Source organism: Synechococcus sp. BS55D, from assembly GCF_004332415.1.
Lineage (GTDB): Bacteria > Cyanobacteriota > Cyanobacteriia > PCC-6307 > Cyanobiaceae > Synechococcus_C.
In genome coordinates, this window is the sequence record NZ_PHQT01000001.1 from 274,938 (window position 1) to 295,799 (window position 20,862).

Consider the following 20,862-nt stretch of genomic DNA (forward strand, 5'->3'; position numbering starts at 1 on the left):
TGGCTTGGACCTGCCGATGCTTCGTTCCACCTCCGACCAATCACGGCGACGCGCTGTACTCGCCCTGACGACGGGTCTGGGCATCGGTCTCAGCAGCCTGTTGGCACCCGCCCACGCCGCCAAGGATGTGGCCTTCGTCAGCGGTGCCTTTCGGCGTTCGATTTCGGTAGCGGATCTTGCATACCTGGCTGACACGGGCAAACCCCGCGGTCTGCTGGCCGACATCCTGCGCCTCAGCCGTCAAGACCCTGAGGCTGTCGCCAAGCTCCTGAACCAAAAGCTCGATCTGCCCCTCGTGCTCACCAGTCGACTGATGTCGACCCGGATCGGCGATGTGATCATCCAACGGGTAGCGAAAATCATCTATCCACTGATGGTGCCGGCCCCGTCCGTGAGCGTGCCGGCCATCCGCGCCGGAGTGATCAACGGACTGCAAAAAGGCAGTGGCGGATTGAATGCGATCAAGTTTCTGGAGGCCTACCCAGCCGAGATCATGGAGGTGAACATCCCTGCCCTGATGGCCGTGATCGAAAAGGCGGAATCGATCGCAGGGCTGGTGAAATTCTTCTCCGAATCCCCCCTCGATGGACTCAAGGAAGCCAAGCCCTGAATCCATCCAACCGATGAGCCAGGGCCCAGCCGCATAGATTCCTTGGGTCCTTTGCGTTGTGCCGGTGTCTCTGCTCCAGAAGCTGCGCAGGCGTCTGACCACCGGTCCTGTGATGCAGGACTGGCCAGGCCTGATCGAGGCCTACAGGAGCTGGCTCCCCGTCAGTGACGCTACGCCTGTCATCACCCTGAGGGAGGGAGCCACCCCCCTGATTCCCGTGCCTTCAGTCAGCGAGCGGATCGGCCGCGGCGTGAAGGTCTACGTGAAGTACGACGGTCTGAACCCAACGGGATCCTTCAAGGACCGGGGCATGACCATGGCGATCAGCAAAGCCAAGGAAGCAGGCTGCGAAGCAGTGATCTGCGCCAGCACCGGCAACACGTCCGCTGCAGCTGCCGCCTACGCCCGCCGGGCCGGCATGCGAGCGTTTGTGCTGATTCCCGATGGCTACGTGGCCCAGGGAAAACTGGCTCAGGCCTTGGTCTACGGCGCCGAGGTTCTGGCAATCCGTGGAAACTTCGATCGCGCCCTCGACATCGTGCGTGAAGTCTCCGACCGCTATCCGGTCACGCTGGTGAATTCAGTGAATCCCTACAGGCTCCAGGGACAGAAAACAGCTGCCTTCGAAGTAATCGAAGCCCTGGGTGATGCCCCGGACTGGCTGTGTATTCCCATGGGTAATGCGGGCAATATCACCGCCTACTGGATGGGGTTCCAGGAGTACCACCAAGCCGGTCGCAGCCGCAGGCTGCCCCGAATGATGGGTTTCCAGGCGAGTGGATCCGCCCCACTCGTCAACGAGACCACGGTGGAACATCCGGAAACGATTGCCACAGCGATCCGGATCGGTAATCCAGTGAACCGGGAGAAAGCGATCGCAGCCCGCCAGGCGAGCAATGGTGCCTTCCTCGACGTCACCGATGCCGAAATCGTGGCCGCCTACAAACTTCTAGGAGGGCAAGAGGGTGTGTTTTGCGAACCCGCCAGCGCCGCATCCGTCGCCGGACTACTGAAGCGGAAGGATGAAGTGCCAAGCGGAGCCACTGTGGTGTGTGTGCTCACAGGCAATGGCCTCAAGGATCCCGACTGCGCGATCCAGAACAACGATGCCTCCTTCCACACGGATCTCGATCCAGACCTGGACACAGTGGCGAAGGTCATGGGGTTCTGAAAACAGAGCGAAGTCTCCCCCCTCTGAGAGGGGGTTTTTTTATGAGTCAGCAGCGCAACCAGCCAGCAAACTGCCTGCGGAAGACGGCCACCAACCGTTTCCAGAATCCGTGGAAAACCCTGGCAAACAAGCCTCGTCAACCAACGGCATCGTCTCCACAGCCTGTGCAATCTGTGCAGAACGGTCATTTCTCCAGATCAGCCTTCTCTCTCTCCCCAGGGCTGTGAACTGGAGATCGCCCATGAGGCAAGCGCTCTGGGCCTTTTTCCACGCTTTCCCCAGTACCGACTACGGCTGTTTGGATTGGTTTTAATAAAGATCAAATCCTTGATCCGGATCAGGAACAAACCAGATCCAATGCCATTGCACTTCTCCCGAGCCTGTGAAACCGTGGGAGGCCATTCAGAATCAACGGTCCAGACGTTGACGCCATGAAACTGGTCTGTTCCCAGGCTGAACTCAACGCCGCTCTGCAGCTGGTCAGTCGCGCTGTCGCGTCCCGCCCGACCCATCCGGTGTTGGCCAATGTGCTGCTCACGGCCGATGCCGGAACAGGTCGGCTGAGCCTCACCGGGTTTGATCTCAATCTCGGCATTCAGACGTCCCTGGCTGCCTCCGTTGACAGCAGTGGAGCCGTCACCCTGCCCGCCAGGCTCCTGGGGGAGATCGTTTCGCGGCTCTCGAATGAATCTCCAGTGACCCTGGCGTCGGATGAGGCGGGGGAACAGGTGGAGCTCACCAGCCTCAGCGGCAGCTATCAGATGCGTGGCATGCCCGCTGATGAATTCCCCGAGCTGCCGCTCGTGGAGAACGGCACAGCCCTGCGATTGGATGCGGCGGCCCTCGTGCGAGCCCTGCGGGCCACCCTCTTCGCCAGCAGCGGCGATGAAGCCAAGCAGCTGTTGACCGGCGTGCATCTCCGCTTTGAGGGGCGCCATCTTGAGGCTGCCTCCACGGATGGTCACCGTCTGGCGGTGCTGGCGGTGCCCGATGCCCTTCAGGATGATCAGGACGAGCTCGCGGTGACCTTGCCCGCCCGCTCCTTGCGGGAGGTCGAGCGCTTGGTGGCGGGTTGGAAGGGGGACGACCCTGTGACCCTTTTTTATGACCGGGGGCAGGTCGTAGTGCTTGCCGCAGATCAAATGGTGACCAGTCGCACCTTGGAGGGCACCTATCCCAACTATCGGCAGCTGATTCCCGAAAGCTTCAGCAGGGTGCTCGAACTGGATCGCCGCGGCTTCATCGCCGCTCTGGAACGGGTGGCTGTCCTGGCCGATCAGCACAACAACGTGGTGCGAATTGCCAGTGACACCAGCTCCGGTCTCGTGCAGATCAGTGCCGATGTTCAGGATGTCGGTAGTGGTTCTGAGTCCTTGCCCGCCGAGTTGAGTGGTGAAGCTGTGCAGATCGCCTTCAACGTCCGTTATGTGCTGGATGGTTTGAAAGCCATGGAGGGTGATCGGATCCGTCTTCGTTGCAATGCCCCCACCACGCCGGCTGTCCTCTCGGCCGCCGATGATGAATCCAGCTTCACCTACCTGGTGATGCCTGTTCAGATCCGCAACTGAGTCCTTGTCACGTCCCGATCAGATCCTGCTGAGCGATCTGCTGCGGCATCGGGTCCGTTGCGATCAGGGCCTCGATCACGGCCCGGGAGTGATGGCCTGGATGCATCCACCGGTGCATCGGTTGCTGGGTTGGGTCAGTCGTCCATCAGCGCTGCGCACCACTCGAGAGGTCTGGCGTCTTGATCAATGGCGCGGGCTCAGTGAGCAGGAGGCATTTGTCAAAGGTCCCCCGGCAGAGGCTGACCTCGCCACCCTTGAGCGTCTTCCCACGTTGATGGAGGCTGATCTGCTCGATCGCCACGGAGAACGGCTGGGCAGCATTGCTGATCTGGCTGTCGTACCGGCCACCGGTCAGATCCTCCACTACCTCGTGTGCAGGAGTGATCCACGGTTGCCCGGCAGCAGTCGCTGGCGTCTGAGTCCCGATCGGATCGTGGATCAGCAGCCTGGTCAGGTCACCACGGCGCTCCGGGAACTGGATGAATTGCCCTTGGCCCGAGCCAGCGTTCGTCAGGATTTCCTGCGGCGCTCCCGCCACTGGCGCGAACAGCTGCAGCAGATGGGTGATCGCGCCGGTGAACGGCTCGAAGGTTGGTTGGAGGAGCCCCCCTGGGAGGGCTCTGGGGGCGACTTTGATGCGGAATTGGACGACCACGACCAGGAGCGTTCTCAAGCTCGATGGTCTGAGGCATCGTCTTGGGAGGAAGAGGATTGGGGGGATACCTGGGCTGACGAACAACCGGTGCGTCCTGACTCCCCCTCATCACGTCGGCGGGATGACGATCCCGATCCCTGGATCTGATCCCGCCGTCGGCAACACTGGGAGAAGCTGACATCCCGTTTGTGGCTTCGTCTCCTGCTTCGGCGCAGTCGTTTGATGTGTCCGCCGCTCTCCGTCAGGAGGGATTGACCGAGGAGGACTACCGCGAAATCCAGCGCCGTCTTGGACGGGACCCGAATCGGGCGGAGTTGGGCATGTTTGGTGTGATGTGGTCGGAACACTGCTGTTACCGCAATTCCAGGCCGTTGTTGCGGGGATTCCCCACGGAAGGACCGCGCATTCTTGTGGGGCCTGGTGAAAACGCAGGTGTCGTGGATCTCGGTGACGGACACCGTCTCGCCTTCAAGATCGAGAGTCACAATCACCCGTCGGCGGTGGAACCGTTCCAGGGAGCGGCGACCGGCGTGGGCGGCATCCTGCGGGACATCTTCACCATGGGGGCCCGTCCGATTGCCTTGCTCAACGCGCTCCGCTTCGGACCTCTGGACGAGCCGAGCAATCGGGGCCTGCTTGAGGGTGTGGTCGCCGGCATTGCCCATTACGGCAACTGTGTCGGCGTTCCCACCGTTGGCGGGGAGGTGGCCTTTGATCCCTCCTACAGCGGCAATCCCCTCGTGAATGCCATGGCACTCGGTCTGATGGAGACCGATGACATCGTCAAATCCGGGGCCATGGGTGTTGGTAATCCCGTGGTGTACGTGGGCAGTACCACCGGTCGCGATGGCATGGGTGGGGCCAGCTTTGCCAGTGCGGAACTGAGTGCTGCTTCCTTGGATGACCGACCTGCCGTTCAGGTGGGCGATCCCTTTCTGGAGAAGGGATTGATCGAGGCCTGTTTGGAGGCTTTCAAAAGTGGAGATGTGGTGGCTGCTCAGGACATGGGCGCGGCTGGTCTGACCTGCAGCTGTTCGGAAATGGCAGCCAAGGGAGATGTGGGTGTGGAGCTGGATCTTGATCGCGTGCCCGCCAGGGAGGAGGGAATGACCGCTTACGAATATCTGCTTTCGGAATCCCAGGAGCGGATGTTGTTCGTGGTGCGTGCCGGGCGGGAGGAAGCGTTGATGGAACGCTTCCGCCGCTGGGGCCTGCAGGCGGCTGTGGTCGGTCGTGTTCTTGAGGAGCCCGTGGTTCGGGTGCTCCAGCACGGTGCCGTGGCGGCGGAGATTCCGGCCCGCGCGCTGGCGGAGGACACCCCGATCAATACGCATACCTTGATCGCGGAACCCCCTCTGGACATACAGCAGCACTGGCGCTGGACCGAGGCCGATCTGCCCGCAGCGGACCCAGGCCACGACTGGGGAGAGGATCTGCTCCGTTTGTTGGATGACCCAACCATCGCCAGCAAACGTTGGGTCTATCGCCAGTACGACCAGCAGGTGTTGGCCAACACCGTCATTCCTGCCGGTGGCGCCGATGCAGCTGTTGTGCGCCTTCGACCGCAGCAGGGGGATGGCTCTCTATCGGCTGTCGAGCGGGGCGTGGCCGCCACGGTGGACTGCCCCAACCGTTGGGTCGCCCTGGACCCGGAGCGTGGAGCCATGGCAGCCGTTGCAGAAGCGGCCCGCAATCTCAGCTGTGTTGGTGCCGAACCAGTCGCCGTCACCGACAACCTCAACTTCCCTTCACCGGAAACCGACCGTGGTTACTGGCAACTCGCCATGGCCTGCCGCGGTCTCTCGGAAGCCTGTAGGCAGCTCAACACTCCCGTCACCGGTGGCAACGTGTCTCTCTACAACGAGACCCGAAGCGACGATGGCACGCTCCGACCGATTCATCCGACCCCGGTCGTGGGCATGGTCGGTCTGGTGGAGACCATTGCTTCGGTGATCGGTCTGGGTTGGCGCCGTTCCGGGGATCCCCTGTTTCTCCTGGGTGTCGCCCCGGATGAAGCCAATGACGATCGATTAGGCCTGGCTGGCAGCGCCTATCAGGGGGTGATTCATGGCCTGCTCAGCGGCCGGCCGCCGCGGCCTGATCTTGCCCTTGAGGCTCGTGTGCAGGCTCTCGTGCGTGCCGGGGCCGCTTCCGGTCTGCTCGCTTCAGCCCACGACTGCAGCGATGGTGGTTTGGCTGTGGCTCTGGCTGAGAGTTGTTTAGCGGTTGGTCTCGGTGCACAGATTGATCTGTCCGCTTGCGCTGCGCGGCCGGAACGTCTCCTCTTTGCCGAAGGTGGTGCGCGGATCGTGATCTCCGTGAAGGCTGAATGTCTCTCGGCCTGGACGGGTTTGTTGGCGGGTCCTGAAGGTCGGGACGTGCCGGTCACGGCCCTGGGAACCGTGACGGATCAGCAGCGACTGACCCTCAGCATCGGTGAACAGCGCATGATCGATACCCCTGTTGAGGCCTTGGTTCAGGCCCATGAGCAGGCCTTGCCCCGCCGGATGGAGGCGTGAGGGCGTGAGGCACAATCAGAAGGAACTCTGAAGACGAGGCGCCCTGTGCATCAGTTTGCGGCTGAGCGTCCCGATCGAATGGAGGAGGCCTGCGGCGTTTATGCCGTGCTCGCGGCTGATCAGCCCGTGGCCAACCTCACCTACTTCGGCCTTTACTCCCTTCAACATCGCGGTCAGGAATCAGCTGGGATCGCTGTCTTCAATCAGGGCAAGGTGCGCCTGCATAAGGACATGGGTCTGGTCAGCCAGGTGTTTGATCAGGATGTGCTCGCTCGTATGCCCGGCCATCTCGCCGTTGGCCATAACCGCTATTCCACCACCGGTAGCAGCCGCGTCTGCAATGCCCAACCTGTGGTGCTGATGACCCGCCTTGGTCCGTTTGCCTTGGCTCACAACGGCAATCTGGTCAATGCCGCTGAGTTACGGGAGCGGGTTGACGATGGTGCTGCCGAATTCACGTCCACGACTGATTCAGAGTTGATCGCCCTGGCGATTCAGCAGGCTGTCGAGCGAGGGCTCGATTGGGAGCCGGCCATTCGCGAGGCCGCCGCCCTCTGCCGAGGCGCCTTCAGTCTCGTGATCGGCACATCAGATGCTCTCTTCGCGTTGCGCGATGGTTACGGCATTCGGCCACTCGTGTTTGGCCGTTTAGGTGAGGCCGCCGATGGTCACTGGGTGGTGAGCAGTGAAACATGCGGTCTCGACATCATCGGAGCTAGTTATGAAGATGATGTGAAACCTGGTGAGATTGTTCGTTTTCTTTGTGGTGATCTAGAGCCTAAGCGTGATCACTGGGTCGAGGCATCGACGCGGATGTGTGTGTTTGAAATGATTTATTTTGCTCGCCCTGATAGTCGTTTCTTTGGGGAATCTCTCTACAGCTATCGGCAGAGAATTGGTCAGATTCTGGCTAGGGAATCGGCTGTCGAAGCCGATCTCGTGATTGGTGTTCCTGACTCGGGAATTCCTGCTGCAATTGGCTACTCCCAGGAGAGTGGTATTGCCTTTGCTGATGGACTGATCAAGAATCGCTATGTCGGTCGAACCTTTATTCAACCGACTCAGGCGATGCGTGAAGCGGGAATCCGAGTGAAGCTCAATCCTTTGCCTGATGTGCTGGCTGGCAAGCGTGTTGTGGTGATTGATGACTCAATCGTGCGTGGTACGACCAGCCGAAAACTGGTGCAAGCCCTTCGCGATGCCGGTGCCACGGAGGTCCATATGCGTATCAGCTCTCCCCCGGTGACCCATCCTTGTTTTTATGGTATTGACACCGACACTCAGGATCAGCTGATTGCAGCTCGCCTCACGATCGAGGAGATCACCGCTCACCTCAAGGTGGATTCGTTGGCCTACCTCAGCAAGGAGGGCATGGTGGAGGCCGCTAAGGCTAAGTCCGAGCATTTCTGCACGGCGTGTTTCGATGGTGCCTATCCAATTCCCATGGATCAAAGCGTCAGCTCCAGCAAGTTGATGTTGGAGCCCTCGGGTGTGGCTGCGGTTAATAGGGCTCAGGCCTGATCGCTGATTATTGGAATTAAATCCACAAGCGTTTCCTCTGCTTTCAGAGGAAGCTGCAGCCCCTGGTCTGTTGCAATGTCGGCTGAGAGCAAACGGCCATGACGGCCCTGGCTGGAGACCACCCCCAGCAGCGTGTCAGCGGAACTGACCGCCACCACTCGATCGTTTGGCTCCTGATCCTCATGGAGCTTGATCACCACATCGCCTAGGTCACCACGCCTGCAGAGGCGTAGCTCATTCAAGGGCTGTCGGATCAACCGTCCCTTCTGGGTGGCAAGGATCAAATCGCTCTCTGACTGTTCATCAAGACTGAGGGCGCCGATCAGTTGCTCCTCGGGCAGCAGACGCATGGCGATGGGTCCTTGAGCCAGCTTGCCCATCAGCGGCAGGGTGCTCTCATCGACTGGCAACTGCAGCACCCTTCCCAGGTCTGACACCAGAGCCACCGTTCCTCCGTCTTTGCAGATCAGAGCTGTTTGCAGGCTCACGCCATCCTTGAGTTTGAGGATCGTCGCTGCTCGTCCTGAGAGGTCCTGCAGGTCTTCAAGGGGCAGCCGCTTGAAGCGTCCGTCTGTGCTCAGCAGCCCCAGGGACAGCTTGGAGTCTGAGTGTCCGGAGTCCGGCAGTCGCAGCAAACTGACCAGCGGATCGCCTTCCAGAGCGGTGGGCAGGAATCGCTCCAGGGAGCCTGGCTGCTGTCCGGCGAATTCCCAGCGCAGGAGCGCAATGCGACCGGTGGCGGAGAGGGCCAGCAATCGTGGTGCCGATGTGACGGGCAGGATCAGTCGTGCCGGTGCTGGTTCATCGCCCAGGGGAGCGGCTTCCTGTAGGTGCAACCGTCCGAGGAGCTGGGGGCTGATCACCTTCACCTGACCATCGGCCTGGATCAGCAGGCGGGCATCCCCCGGGAGGGCTTCAAGGGCCTGCTGACGCTGAAGTTCTGCGGTTGGTCGTTGATTGGCCGCCCGTTCTGCCAGCAGGTGATCGCCCCCTTCAATCAAGCGGGTGCGTCGCGGTGTTGCGAAGCGCTTTTTCAATTGTTTGAGCTCGGCCACCAGGGCATCCAGTAGCTCGTCCCGCTCCTGCAGCAGTCGTTGGAGACGGCTGCGTTCCTGACGGAGGTCGTTCGCTTCCTGGCGCAGGCTTTCCTGTTCCAAGCCTGTGAGTCTGCGCAGCGGCATCGCCAGTACCGCATCGGCCTGTCGCTCGCTCAGGCTGAGATGCACCATCAAGCTGGCTCGGGCGCTCGCGGCGTCGCGGGCTTTCTGGATCATCTCGATCACCTCTTGCAGCGCATTGAGGGCGCTGATTAGACCCTCCACCACTTCCAACCGGTCCTCTGTTTTGCGCAGCGCATGGCTGGTGCGCCGGATCAGGGTCTGCTCTCGGTAATCAAGGAAGGTTTGCAGCAACTGCCTCAAGGACAGCTGCTGGGGCTGACCATCCACCAGGGCGAGCAGGATGGCGCCGAAGTTGCTCTGTAGGGATGTGCGTCGTTGCAGGTCCTGGAGGACTTTTTCAGGTTCTGCATCCCGCCTGAGTTCCACGACGACGCGCATGCCGTCTCGGTCGCTCTCATCGCGGATATCGGCAATGCCGCCGATGCGGCCATCGTTCACCTGCTCTGCCAGTTTTTCGATCCAGCCAGCCTTGCTCAGTTGGAACGGCAGCTCCGTGATCACCACCGCATTGCGCTTATGCCGACCTTTGCCAGGTTGCACCTCTTCAATGTGGGCGACACCCCGCATGGGAATGCTGCCCCGACCGTTCAGGTAGGTCTCGCGTACACCACTTCCCAGCAGCACTTCTCCGCCGGTCGGGAAGTCTGGCCCTGGAACCAGCTCCAGGAGCTTGGCATCGCTCAGTTCGGGTTTGCGCACCAGGGCCACCAGGGCATCCACCACTTCACCCAGGTTGTGAGGGGGGATGTTGGTGGCCATGCCCACGGCGATGCCGGCACAACCGTTCAGCAGCAGAAAGGGAAGCTGGGCAGGGAGAACCGTGGGTTCTTGTTGGGATCCGTCAAAGTTGGCCGCGAAATCAACGGTGTCATCACCGATTTCGTCCAGCAGTCCCTCATGGGCGATCGGTGCAAGCCGCGTTTCCGTGTAACGCATGGCTGCCGGGGGATCGTCATCGACGGATCCGAAGTTGCCGTGGCCATCCAGCAGTGGATGACGACTGGAGAAGGTCTGCACCAGGCGCACAAGCGCGTCATAGACGGCCTGATCTCCATGGGGGTGGTACTTGCCCAGCACATCCCCAACCACGCGGGCGCATTTCCGGTAAGGCCGGTCTGGGGTCAGCCCCAGCTCGTGCATCGCGTACAGGATGCGTCGCTGAACCGGTTTGAGGCCATCGCGGGCATCGGGCAGGGCCCGACCCACGATCACGCTCATGGCGTATTCGAGATATGAGCGCTGCATCTCCTGATGCAGGGCGATCGGTTGAACGCGCTCCTCGGCCATCCGGATCGGGAATTCTGAGGGCGGAAGGGGCTCAGCCTACAGATCTCTGCGGGATTGATCAGGCGATTCAGCGTCCGCTGCTGGGATCGGCATTGGCTTCCGCCCGTTCGACAGCGTCTTTAAGGGTTGCGCTGGAGAGGAGCGTGCTCGTGGCCTGGCGCAGATTCAGACCCCAGAGCTGTTGTTTTTGATGGGCCGGCAGCACGTAATTGGGATCCTCCGCCAGGGCCTGACGGGCCAGGGTCAGGGCCTCATCACTGCCGGGTGACTGGCTGTTAAGGGCGGCGGCCAGCGCCAGCATCGGTTCTGCATTGCGTTTGATGTTCAGTACCCGCCGCCAGCGCTGGATTGCCTCGCGGGTGTTGCCCATTTCAAACAGCACCAGTGCCTGGTTGTTCACCGCTTCCCAGAAGGTGGGTTTGAGTGATGACGCTTTTTCAAAAGCCTTCAGTGCAGACCTGTAGTCGGTCTGCATGATCCGGGCGTTCCCCAGGTCGAAATAGGCGCCAGGGTTGTTGGGATCGAGCTTCAGCCCTTCTTCCAGCAGCGGGATCGCGTCATCTGGCCTGTTGTCCCGAAGGGCTAGAGATGCTTCTGCGAACCAGAGGCCGGCCTTCTTGGGGTTCAGTTGTTTGGCCCGTGCGAGAGATTCGGCGGCCTGATTCAGTTGCTCGCTGCGCAGCTGGGCTTCCGCCAGAACCGACCAAAGTCGTTCATCGTTGGGTTGCAGACGCACGGCGAGGGCAGCCAGACGGGCGGCTTCCTCGGGCTGTCCGAGCTTGAGCAGTTGTGCAGCGGTGCGTCCGATGCCGATGCCGGAACCCTCCAGTTCTTGGCTGCTGGGTAGATACACCGTTGGAACCAGTGCCCTTGAGGCAGGTGGCAGCATCACGCTGGCCAGGCCCATCAATGCCGCAGCACACCAGGTCGCTCTGCCGACGCGCTGACCCTGCCGCCCCATCACTGTGCCTCAGATCCGTTCAGGTTAGGCGGGCTCTCCACAGCCGTCGCTGCCGCGTTTCGTCTCCACATCCAGGGTTTGATCCGGCGCAGTGCCGATCCCTGCAATTTGTCTCTCCAGGTGACGTCATCCCAGCTGAGTGCCTGTTGGCGCGTCAGGCTGAGCACCCAGGGTCGCGGTTGCACATCGGGATCCTCACTGCTGGGGATCGAGCCTTGATTCCAAGGACAGACCTCCTGGCAGATGTCGCACCCGGCCACCCAGGGTCCGAGGGAGCTGCTGATCGCCTTTGGCAGTTCCGTCGTTCGGTTCTCGATGGTGTGATACGCCAGACAGAGTCGTGAATCGACGACAAAAGGTTCGCGAATTGCGGCGGTTGGACAGGCCTCCATGCAGCGTGTGCAGCGACCGCAGAGGGGCTTGGCAGCCTGGTCTGGATCCAGCTCCAAGGTCGTGAGTAGATGGCCGATCACCATCCAGGAGCCCCGCTGTTGATGGATCAGGTTGCTGTGCTTGCCGATCCAGCCCAGACCGGCTTCCTCAGCCCAGGCCTTGTCTAGTAGCGGTTCAGCATCCACACAGGCTCTCCAGCCCACGCCGGGATGCTGGGCTTCCAGCCAGCGACCCAGGCGTTTCAGCCGTTGGCTGACCACGCGGTGATAGTCCCTTCCCCAGGCGTATCGGGCGATCGCCAGGGCCCCCGGTTCCCGGTTGGAAGCCACGTGGTAATTGAGACCCACCGCAAGCAGGCTTCTGGCCCCGTCCAGCAACCGATCCGCAGCTAGACGCCGCGGTGCGGCCATCCAGCCCATCTCTGCCTGGTGGCCTGCTTCCAGCCAGCGTTGCAGGGCGGCTGTGCGCAGCTGCAGTCGGGCGCTACCCGGCAGTCGAGCGATGCCGACAGGGTCGAACCCCTGGAGGCGCGCCTGCTGTTTCAGGGCCCTGCTGAGCTGGCACAGATCGGTGTCATGCGACACGGAAATCGACCGTAAAGTTGGGCACCTTTTGGCATCTTGCCGTGTCCGCTTCCGCTTCGGGTTCCTCCTCCAACCTGCGCCTCGCGCCGGTGCTGCGTTGGCTCGGTCTCACCCTGGTGGTTCTTCTCGCTCTGCAGATCTCCGTTGTGCTCAGCGGTGCGGATTGGTCTGAGCCGGCTTTTCAGCAGCTGTTGATCGAGCGGCTGGTCAGCCAGGCACCGATGGGTTTTGTCGGTTTGCTGTTGATGCTGATCGGTTCCCGTCTGGATCATCCCGGTGCTGAGCGCACCGTGATCCGTTGGGTTGTCTGCGTTCTTTCCGCCCTGCTCACGGTGGTCATGATCGCGGTGGTTCCCATGGCGATCAGCGGCAATCAGACCCTTTCCGGTCAAGCCGATCAGACCCTTCAGCAGCGTCGCGGTCAGCTCGAGATGGCCCGTCAGCAAGGCAAGAATCCCGACAACGTCAAAATGCTCGGCGACCAACTGGCCCAGGCCGGTCAGCTCCCAGCCGGGGCGAGCGATGAAGAGAAAACCAAGGCGGCTCAGCGCTTTATCGATGGTCAGCTTCAGCAGATGGATGACCAGATCCAGCAGGCGGAGCGTCAGCGCAACCTTGCGGTGAATCAGCGCCGTTACGGCGGCACCGTCAGTGCTGTGGTGCTGGCTGTCGCCTTCGTTCTTCTTGCCTTTGCAGCCGTTCTCTGAACGGCTTTTCTGACTGATCCTCTGGCCGCTGGTTAGGTTGGACAGACCTCGTCGACTCCAGGACCGGGACGTTTCTTGGTGCAGTCCAACCCCAGACCTGATCTGCCGCTCAGCGCCAGACTTCAACAGGATCTCAAGAATGACCTGATTGCTGGCTTGCTGGTGGTGATTCCGCTCGCCACCACGATCTGGCTGGCGACCACGGTGAGTCGCTTCGTTCTGGCCTTTCTCACCTCGATTCCGAAGCAGTTCAATCCCTTCATCACTCTCAATCCGCTGCTTCAGGACCTGATCAACCTGGCTCTGGGGCTCACGGTTCCTCTGTTGGGCATCCTCCTAATCGGTTTGATGGCTCGCAACATCGTCGGCCGTTGGCTGCTCGAGTTCGGGGAGGGAACCCTGTCGAGGATTCCCCTGGCTGGATCGGTCTATAAAACCCTCAAACAGCTGCTGGAGACGTTTCTTCGTGACAACTCCAAGCGCTTTCGTCGGGTCGTGCTGGTGGAGTATCCGCGGGAGGGTCTGTTCAGCGTCGGTTTTGTGACTGGGATCGTTGGTCCCTCTCTGCAAGCGGAGCTTGATCAGCCCTTGCTGAGCGTGTTCATTCCCACGGCGCCCAATCCGACCACCGGGTGGTACACCCTGGTCCCGGAGAGCTCCGTCCGTGATCTGAATATTTCCGTGGAGGATGCCTTCCGCACGATTATCTCGGCTGGGATCGTCAATCCCGATGAACGGGAAGCACCGGTGAATCGCAGTTTCTCCAGTTTGATCTCCCAGTTGCGGGCCTCCGTGACGCCTTCTTCAAGCACCTCCGAAGCCTGACGCTTGCGTCTGCCGTTCCTCTTTCGCGAATCCTCCATGCAGTCCCGATCCCTGGCCCGAGAGCTGGCTCTTCTGGTGCTTGGTCAACTTCCTGACCGTGAGGTGAAAGCAATTCAGGAGTCGGCTAAGGCTGACTTCTCTGTGGAGAGCCTGCTCCAGAAAGCGCTTGACACGCTTCTTCAGCATTGGCGCGAGACCCTTGATGGCTGTGCTGCCGATCTGGAGAAGGCCCAGCAGCATTTGCTGGACAGCGAACTGAAGGATGGCGATCGCAGTGACAATGCCGTGGTTCGCGACCAGCTCAAGGCGTCCCTGGAGTCAGCTGAGCAGGTGCTGAACGGTTTGTCTGGATCTTTAGAGCTGCCTCGACTACTGGCCCTCGCCGATCAGGATCGTGTGCGGGAGGACGCCAGGCAGCGGATCGCGTTGGTGCTGGAGCAGCGCACCAGCATTGATGCCCGTTTGGATGGAGTGATGGAGGGCTGGAGGCTGACCCGTCTGCCTCGCATTGATCGGGATATTTTGCGTTTGGCTGTTGTGGATCTCACCGCTCTGAAGACCCCCGCAGCGGTTGCTTGTAATGAGGCTGTCGAGCTGGCCAATCGTTACAGCGATGATCAGGGGCGGCGCATGATCAATGGAGTGCTTCGCCGTCTCCAGGCGGCGGCATCCACCTCGTCCCTGTCCTGACCTCCGGTCACCCAAGCCCCGCATCGATGGTTTACGACTGGTTCAATCGCACTTCCGTTCCGCCCGGACAGGAGCCCGCCGATGGAGAGGTGACCGCTGCTGAACCCGCAGAGGCGGCTGAATCTGCGGTTGATCCATCACAGGCCAATGGGGCAGTTGTCGATGAGGATCCCCTGGAGTGGGCCCGGCAGGCCTACGCACGCCTGAAGGCGCAGAAGGCCCAGGAAGCATTGGCTGTTCAGGCAGAACAGCCTGTTCAGGCAGAACAGGCTGTTCCTGTTAAGGAGTCCATCGCGTCCTCTGAGTCAGCTCCTCTCTCTGAGTCTCAAGAGCGCGAATCCACACCCGAAGCGTCATCCGCGGTGTCGCCTGATCCGGCTCCGACAGCTGGTTTGTCCCTGCTGGAGCAGGCAGCGGCCCAGCGTCAGGAACGCCGCGAAGATCTCGAACGCCGGAGCCTTCCAGTCGATCCCGTGGAGCCGGTCCAACCGGCTCAGCCCTTGGACATCAGCGGATCTCCTGCTCTGGTCAGCGATGGTGACGATCCACAGCTCGGGGCATTCGATGACACCTTCACCTGGTCTGCCGAGGTGCTCGCAGCCCAGGGGCGCCGCGCTGAGCAGGTCTCGCTTGAAGAGATTGATTGGCTCGGTCGCCTGCGGCGCGGCCTTGAAAAGACCCGCCAGGGTTTTGTTACGAGCCTGCTGGAGAATCTGGGCGACGACCCCCTCACTCCAGAGGTGGTGGATGAACTGGAGGCTCTGCTGCTGCGGGCAGATGCCGGCGTGCAGGCCACCGATCAGGTGATGGAGGCCTTGCGCCGACGCCTGAATGAAGACGTGGTGGATCCTCGCGAAGGGATCCGGTTCCTGAAAGAGCAGCTGCGCAATCTGCTGGAGAAGCCTATTCAGGCCAGCGGTGTCGAGCTTCTCGCTCCGGAGCGCGGTCGTCTCAATATCTGGCTGATGGTGGGCGTGAACGGTGTGGGCAAGACCACCACCCTGGGCAAACTCGCCAATCTCGCCGTCCGCAGTGGCTACAGCGCTCTTGTGGCCGCGGCCGACACCTTTCGTGCGGCGGCGGTGCAGCAGGTGGCGGTCTGGGCTGAGCGCAGTGATGTGCCGGTGGTCTCCAATCCCTCGGCCAATGCCGATCCCGCGGCGGTGGTGTTCGATGCGATCGGTGCCGCCCGTTCCCGCAACGCCGATCTGCTCTTGGTGGATACGGCTGGTCGGCTTCAGACCAAGCACAACCTCATGGAGGAACTGCAGAAGATCCGTCGGATCGTTGATCGGCTTGCTCCGGAGGCCAAGGTCGAGTCTCTGCTGGTGCTCGATGCGAGCCAGGGTCAGAACGGTCTGAAACAGGCGATGGCCTTTGCCAAGGCTGCTGATCTCACGGGTGTGGTGATCACCAAGCTTGATGGCACTGCCCGCGGTGGGGTCGCTCTGGCGGTGGCATCGGAGGCAGGTTTGCCGATCCGTTTCATCGGAGCAGGGGAGGGGATCCGAGATCTACGGCCTTTCAACAGCTTTGAGTTTGTCGAGGCATTGCTGGCCGGCCGCTGAACCCTTGCTACCTTGCGGGTCCTGCCATGGTTGGCCGTGAGCAGTAAGCCACCACGGCGCCACTCCACTCCGCGTCAACGCAGTGCCCCCCAGGCATTGACGGCTACGGCATCGTTTCGGCAGCTTCTCGACAGCCTTTCCAACGAACAGCGCACCAACCAGGACCTGTTGGTGTCGCTCGGTTTCGCCCTGCGCAGCTTCACCAACCTTGATCGTTTCCTGGAGCTGGTGCCCGTGGTGGCATCGCGGCTCGTTGGAGTGGAAGGAGCCCTGTTGGTGCCGTTTCAGGCGGATGGGCGCCTCTGGCGTGAGCAGCTCCAGGTTTTGCCGTCCGATCGATCGGAGGAGCTTCTGCGACAGGTCGCTGCCTACGAGCCTGGGCTGGTTGTGGGTTTCGCCTCAGAGGAGAGTCAGCTTCAGGGTCTCGATCATCTGGTGCAGCGTCAGCTCGGTCGAGCGGAGCTGTTTGCCACCAGCCTCGTGGCCCGTGGTCGTCCTCGGGGTCGTCTTTATGTGTTCAGCCATGGGCCGTCCATGGCCTGGAGCGAGGTGCATCGCCGCCACGTGCAACTGGTGGCCGATCTGGCCGCGGTGGCGATTGAAAACGATCTGATGCTGCAGCAGGCCCGTCGCCATGAACGGGTGGATCGCCAGCTCAGCATTGGTGCGGAGATCCAGGCGCAGCTGCTGCCCGATCGCTGCCCGGTGATTGAAGGGGTGGAGTTGTCGGCCCGTTGCCGCCCGGCGTTTCAGGTGGGCGGTGACTACTACGACTTCATCCCGACGCGACCGGAACTGATCGGGCGACGACGGGAACGGGGTCGTTGGGCCTTAGTGATGGGGGATGTGATGGGCAAGGGGGTGCCGGCCGGTTTGCTGATGACCATGCTCCGGGGGATGCTCCGCGCCGAGGTGCTGAGCGGACTGCCTCCGGATCGCATCCTCCATGACCTCAATCAGCTGGCCCAGGAAGATCTGGCCCAGTCCCACCGATTCGTCACCCTTTTTTATTCCGATTTCGATCCACGCACCCGTCGGCTTCGTTTTGCGAATGCGGCCCATAACCCGCCGCTGATTTGGCGTGCCCAACAGCGAACGATCAGTCGCCTCGATGCACCGGGTCTGTTGATCGGTCTTCAGCCGGAGGCCGACTACGGCTGCGGCGATGTGGTGCTCGAACCCGGTGACGTGATTCTGTATTACACCGATGGGGTCACGGAGGCCCCTGGCATCACGGGTGATCGCTTTGATGAAGCTCGCCTGATGCGAACCCTTGAGGCGGCTTGTCGTTCTGGGATGGGCTCCCAGGGCATCCTCGATCAGCTATTTACCCGTCTGGATCGTTTTATCGGTGCGGATCGGCAGTTGGAGGATGACGCCTCGATGGTGGTGCTCAAGGTGCGTGAGGAGGTGATGCTTCCGTCTGTTCCCCGTTCTGCCCTCTGACAAGCTGAAGGCTGGTGGCGTGAACGGCAGGTATGGCAGCGGGAGTGACGGGCGGCGGCTCGGGCACCTGGAGTGATCGGTTTGAAGAGGGCTTGCACCCGGCGATCGAGCGCTTCAACGCCTCCATCGGGTTTGACATCACCCTGTTGCAGGAGGACCTGGATGGCTCGATCGCCCATGCACGCATGCTTGCTGAATGCGGAGTGATCAGCGGTGAAGAAGCCGGTCAGCTCTGCGCCGGTTTGGAGCAGATTCGCAGCGAAGCGGCATCCGGCCACTTCCAGCCTGGCCTGGCCGATGAGGATGTGCATTTTGCGGTTGAGCGGCGTCTGATTGCCTTGCTGGGTCCGGTCGGTAAGAAGCTTCACACCGGCCGCAGCCGCAATGATCAGGTGGGAACGGATCTGCGTCTCTGGTTGCGCAGGAGGATCGACGCGCTGGAGCAGGCGGTTGTGCGTTGTCAGCGTGCCCTGCTCACGCAGGCCGATCGCCATCGTGAGACCTTGATTCCGGGCTACACCCATCTGCAGCGGGCCCAACCGCTTTGTTTGGCCCACCATCTGCTGGCCTACGTGGAAATGCTCGAGCGCGATCGTGAGCGACTCAGGGATGTGCGCGTTCGGGTGAACATCTCTCCGTTGGGGGCTGCGGCATTGGCTGGTACACCCGTGCCGATCAATCGACGCAGCACGGCAACGGCCCTGGGTTTTGAGCGGGTCTATGCCAACAGTCTTGATGCGGTGAGCGATCGGGATTTCACGGTGGAGTTCTCCGCAGCGGCTGCTTTGGTGATGGCCCACCTCAGCCGCTTGGCGGAGGAGGTGATCTTCTGGGCGAGTGAGGAATGCGGTTTCGTACGTCTGACCGACCGCTGCGCTACCGGCAGCAGCCTGATGCCTCAGAAGAAGAATCCAGATGTGCCGGAACTGGTGCGTGGAAAGTGTGGCCGGGTCTTCGGCCATTTGCAGGGACTGCTGACGATGATCAAGGGGTTGCCGCTTGCTTACAACAAGGATTTTCAGGAAGACAAGGAAGCCCTGTTTGATGTTGTTCGCACGACCTCTGATTGTCTCGAGGCCATGGCGATTCTTCTCGAGGAGGGGGTGGAGTTCCGACCGGAGCGTCTCGAGCAGGCTGTCGCCTCTGATTTTTCCAATGCCACCGATGTGGCTGATTATCTGGTGACCCGTGGTATGCCCTTCCGTGAGGCTTATCAGTTGGTGGGTGCGGTGGTGAAGCGTTGCCTTCAGGACGGTGTGCTTTTGCGGGATCTCAGTCTTGAGCAGTGGCAGCAGTTTCATCCGGTGATTGAGGCGGATCTGCTGGAGGCGCTTGTGCCTCGCCGCGTGGTGGCGGCCCGTCTCAGTGAGGGGGGAACGGCTTTTGTTCGCGTTGAGGAGCAGCTGGCTCTCTGGTCTGAACGTTTGTCAACGAAGTGACTCACTGGGTCTACGCTGAACAAGCCAGAGGCCATTGATCCCCTTTCGGACCATGAACCGATGGCAGGTCAGGTCCCATCGGTCCCTCTTATCAACGGTCCATTAGGAAAGTGAGCATTTTCGTCGGCAATTTGCCCTTCCGCGCTGAGCAGGAAGACATCATTGAATTGTTCGCCGCCCATGGCGAAGTCACCAACTGTGCCCTTCCTCTGGAGCGCGACACCGGCCGCAAGCGTGGTTTCGCCTTCGTCGAAATGGCGGATGAGGCATCAGAAGCTGCTGCGATTGAAGCCCTTCAGGGTGTTGAACTGATGGGCCGCCCCCTGCGCATCAACAAAGCCGAACCCCGCGGCAGTGCTCCCCGTCGAGGCGGCGGTGGCGGTTACGGCGGTGGCGGCGGTTATGGGGGCGGCGGCGGCCGTGGTGGCTATGGCGGTGGCGGCGGTTATGGGGGCGGCGGTGGTCGCTCTGATGACGGCGGTGGCGGTGGTTATGGCGGTGGTTCCGGCGCCCGTGGCTGGGAAGATCGCAGCTACGGCGGTGGTGGCGGTTATGCGGGAGGCGGTGGAGCACCCCAGGGCGGTGACTACGACGATGGCCGCAGTCGTCGCCGCCGCGGCGGTGGAGCTACTGCTCCCCAAGGCGACGATTACGGCGATTACGGCGGCGCAGAGGGCTGATCCCCTTCGCTGTTCCAGGCGATCAGCGGCGCAGGTTCAGAGCCCGGCATCCTCAAGCTGCCGGGCAGCTGACTCGAGAACGGTCAGATCGGCTCCTTTGCGTTGGGCGTTCTGACCAAGATCCCTGCGCCAGTGGCGTGCTCCAGGCACTCCTTCCACCAGTTGCACGAGATGACGGCCCATGTCCCAGAGTCGTCCCCCCCGCTGGAGGTGTCGTTCCGCATGGGGCATCAGTCCCCTCACCACCCCTGAGGCGCTGACTGGTGGTCGTGCTGAATCGCCGTAGATCAGTTGGTCCACCTCGGCCCAGCGCAGGGGATGGGCGTAAGCCGCACGACCCACCATGGCTCCATCGCAGTGGCGCAGGGCATTGAGGCAGTCGCTTGGGGTGTCCAGCCCGCCATTCAGCTCGATGGTGAGCTCGGGTCGGCGCTCCTTCAGGGCAATCACTCGGTCGTGCTGCAGAGGCGGAATTGTGCGGTTCTGTTTGGGATCCAGTCCCTCCAGCCAGGCCTTGCGGGCATGCACGCTGAATCGTGATGCGCCAGCGGCGGCCACTGCATCCACGAAGGCGGTGAGAAAAACATCGCTGTCGAGCGCATCGATACCGACCCGATGCTTGACCGTCACCGGGAGATCCGAGGCGGCTTTCATTGCTGCGACGCATCGGGCCACCGTCTCTGGTTCGGCCATCAGGCAGGCACCGAAATTCCCCGCTTGCACTCTGGGGCTCGGGCAGCCCACGTTGAGGTTGATCTCGTCATAGCCCCAGTCGGCGGCCATTCGGGTTGCTTCCGCCAGCAGCAGGGGATCGTCTCCACCCACTTGCAAGGCAAGGGGGTGCTCTTCTGGATCAAATCCCAGCAGTCGCTCCCGCCGATCGCTGTGGTGCAACGCTTGGGCCACCACCATCTCGCTGTAGAGCAAGGCTCTTCTGCTGATCTGCCGCATCAGCAGGCGGAAGTGACGATCGGTGCAGTCGAGCATTGGCGCCACACTGAAGCGCCAGGGCGGTTCCCGGTCGGAGCTGGTGGGGGAATCCATCCCCCCATGCTGC

General features: G+C 61.6%; 17 protein-coding genes. 13 read left to right on the forward strand and 4 right to left on the reverse strand.

Going from position 1 to position 20,862, the window contains the following annotated elements:
• The first annotated feature begins 16 nt into the window (after positions 1-16).
• The 6 genes from CWE16_RS01410 (at position 17) to purF (ending at position 8,044) form a co-directional block, all read left to right on the forward strand.
• The gene (locus tag CWE16_RS01410; RefSeq protein ID WP_131592385.1) at positions 17-610 is read left to right on the forward strand and encodes an alpha/beta hydrolase; all 594 of its coding nucleotides are present in this window, start codon (positions 17-19) and stop codon (positions 608-610) included.
• A 112-nt stretch (positions 611-722) separates the two neighbouring features.
• Positions 723-1,781 carry a threonine synthase gene (gene thrC / locus CWE16_RS01415; RefSeq protein WP_131592985.1) on the forward strand — a complete coding sequence of 353 codons (1,059 nt, stop codon included), beginning with the start codon at positions 723-725 and terminating at the stop codon, positions 1,779-1,781.
• Between the two features lie 431 nt (positions 1,782-2,212).
• Entirely contained in the window at positions 2,213-3,349 is a 1,137-nt protein-coding gene (dnaN, locus tag CWE16_RS01420) for a DNA polymerase III subunit beta (protein ID WP_131592387.1), read from the forward strand.
• Positions 3,350-3,353: 4 nt separating this feature from the next.
• Positions 3,354-4,151: an RNA methyltransferase gene (locus CWE16_RS01425; protein WP_131592389.1), complete on the forward strand. Its 798-nt coding sequence runs from the start codon at positions 3,354-3,356 to the stop codon at positions 4,149-4,151.
• A gap of 41 nt (positions 4,152-4,192) precedes the next feature.
• The gene (gene purL / locus CWE16_RS01430; protein WP_131592390.1) at positions 4,193-6,523 is read left to right on the forward strand and encodes a phosphoribosylformylglycinamidine synthase subunit PurL; all 2,331 of its coding nucleotides are present in this window, start codon (positions 4,193-4,195) and stop codon (positions 6,521-6,523) included.
• A 78-nt stretch (positions 6,524-6,601) separates the two neighbouring features.
• Positions 6,602-8,044: an amidophosphoribosyltransferase gene (purF, locus tag CWE16_RS01435; RefSeq protein WP_236629500.1), complete on the forward strand. Its 1,443-nt coding sequence runs from the start codon at positions 6,602-6,604 to the stop codon at positions 8,042-8,044.
• Here the strand turns inward: purF and CWE16_RS01440 are convergent.
• The 3 genes from CWE16_RS01440 to queG all read right to left on the reverse strand — a co-directional run bounded on the left by CWE16_RS01440 (position 8,035) and on the right by queG (position 12,450).
• Positions 8,035-10,512, reverse strand: coding sequence for a DNA gyrase/topoisomerase IV subunit A (locus CWE16_RS01440; protein WP_131592394.1), 2,478 nt, complete (start codon positions 10,510-10,512; stop codon positions 8,035-8,037). The two genes, purF and CWE16_RS01440, sit on opposite strands and share 10 nt — an antisense overlap.
• A gap of 67 nt (positions 10,513-10,579) precedes the next feature.
• Positions 10,580-11,473: a tetratricopeptide repeat protein gene (locus tag CWE16_RS01445; RefSeq protein ID WP_131592396.1), complete on the reverse strand. Its 894-nt coding sequence runs from the start codon at positions 11,471-11,473 to the stop codon at positions 10,580-10,582.
• Complete coding sequence (gene queG / locus CWE16_RS01450; protein WP_131592398.1) at positions 11,473-12,450, reverse strand: tRNA epoxyqueuosine(34) reductase QueG; 978 nt, start codon at positions 12,448-12,450, stop codon at positions 11,473-11,475. Before queG ends, CWE16_RS01445 begins: the two co-directional genes overlap by 1 nt.
• A 41-nt stretch (positions 12,451-12,491) precedes the next feature.
• Here queG and CWE16_RS01455 point away from each other — a divergent pair, with 41 nt between their 5' ends.
• The 7 genes from CWE16_RS01455 to CWE16_RS01485 all read left to right on the forward strand — a co-directional run bounded on the left by CWE16_RS01455 (position 12,492) and on the right by CWE16_RS01485 (position 19,805).
• Positions 12,492-13,157, forward strand: a complete 666-nt coding sequence (locus tag CWE16_RS01455; RefSeq protein WP_236629501.1) for an HpsJ family protein — start codon at positions 12,492-12,494, stop codon at positions 13,155-13,157.
• A gap of 75 nt (positions 13,158-13,232) precedes the next feature.
• The gene (locus CWE16_RS01460) at positions 13,233-13,982 is read left to right on the forward strand and encodes a DUF502 domain-containing protein (RefSeq protein ID WP_131455114.1); all 750 of its coding nucleotides are present in this window, start codon (positions 13,233-13,235) and stop codon (positions 13,980-13,982) included.
• A gap of 36 nt (positions 13,983-14,018) precedes the next feature.
• Entirely contained in the window at positions 14,019-14,672 is a 654-nt protein-coding gene (gene nusB / locus CWE16_RS01465) for a transcription antitermination factor NusB (protein ID WP_131592402.1), read from the forward strand.
• A 26-nt stretch (positions 14,673-14,698) separates the two neighbouring features.
• Positions 14,699-16,240 carry a signal recognition particle-docking protein FtsY gene (gene ftsY / locus CWE16_RS01470; RefSeq protein WP_131592405.1) on the forward strand — a complete coding sequence of 514 codons (1,542 nt, stop codon included), beginning with the start codon at positions 14,699-14,701 and terminating at the stop codon, positions 16,238-16,240.
• A gap of 36 nt (positions 16,241-16,276) precedes the next feature.
• The gene (locus CWE16_RS01475) at positions 16,277-17,686 is read left to right on the forward strand and encodes a PP2C family protein-serine/threonine phosphatase (protein WP_131455242.1); all 1,410 of its coding nucleotides are present in this window, start codon (positions 16,277-16,279) and stop codon (positions 17,684-17,686) included.
• A 32-nt stretch (positions 17,687-17,718) separates the two neighbouring features.
• Entirely contained in the window at positions 17,719-19,125 is a 1,407-nt protein-coding gene (gene argH, locus CWE16_RS01480) for an argininosuccinate lyase (protein ID WP_131592407.1), read from the forward strand.
• A gap of 110 nt (positions 19,126-19,235) precedes the next feature.
• A complete protein-coding gene (locus CWE16_RS01485; RefSeq protein ID WP_131592409.1) occupies positions 19,236-19,805 on the forward strand; it encodes an RNA recognition motif domain-containing protein in 570 nt (189 codons plus the stop codon).
• A gap of 36 nt (positions 19,806-19,841) precedes the next feature.
• Here the strand turns inward: CWE16_RS01485 and dusA are convergent, their stop codons facing one another.
• A complete protein-coding gene (gene dusA / locus CWE16_RS01490) occupies positions 19,842-20,849 on the reverse strand; it encodes a tRNA dihydrouridine(20/20a) synthase DusA (protein WP_131592411.1) in 1,008 nt (335 codons plus the stop codon).
• Positions 20,850-20,862: the final 13 nt, after the last annotated feature.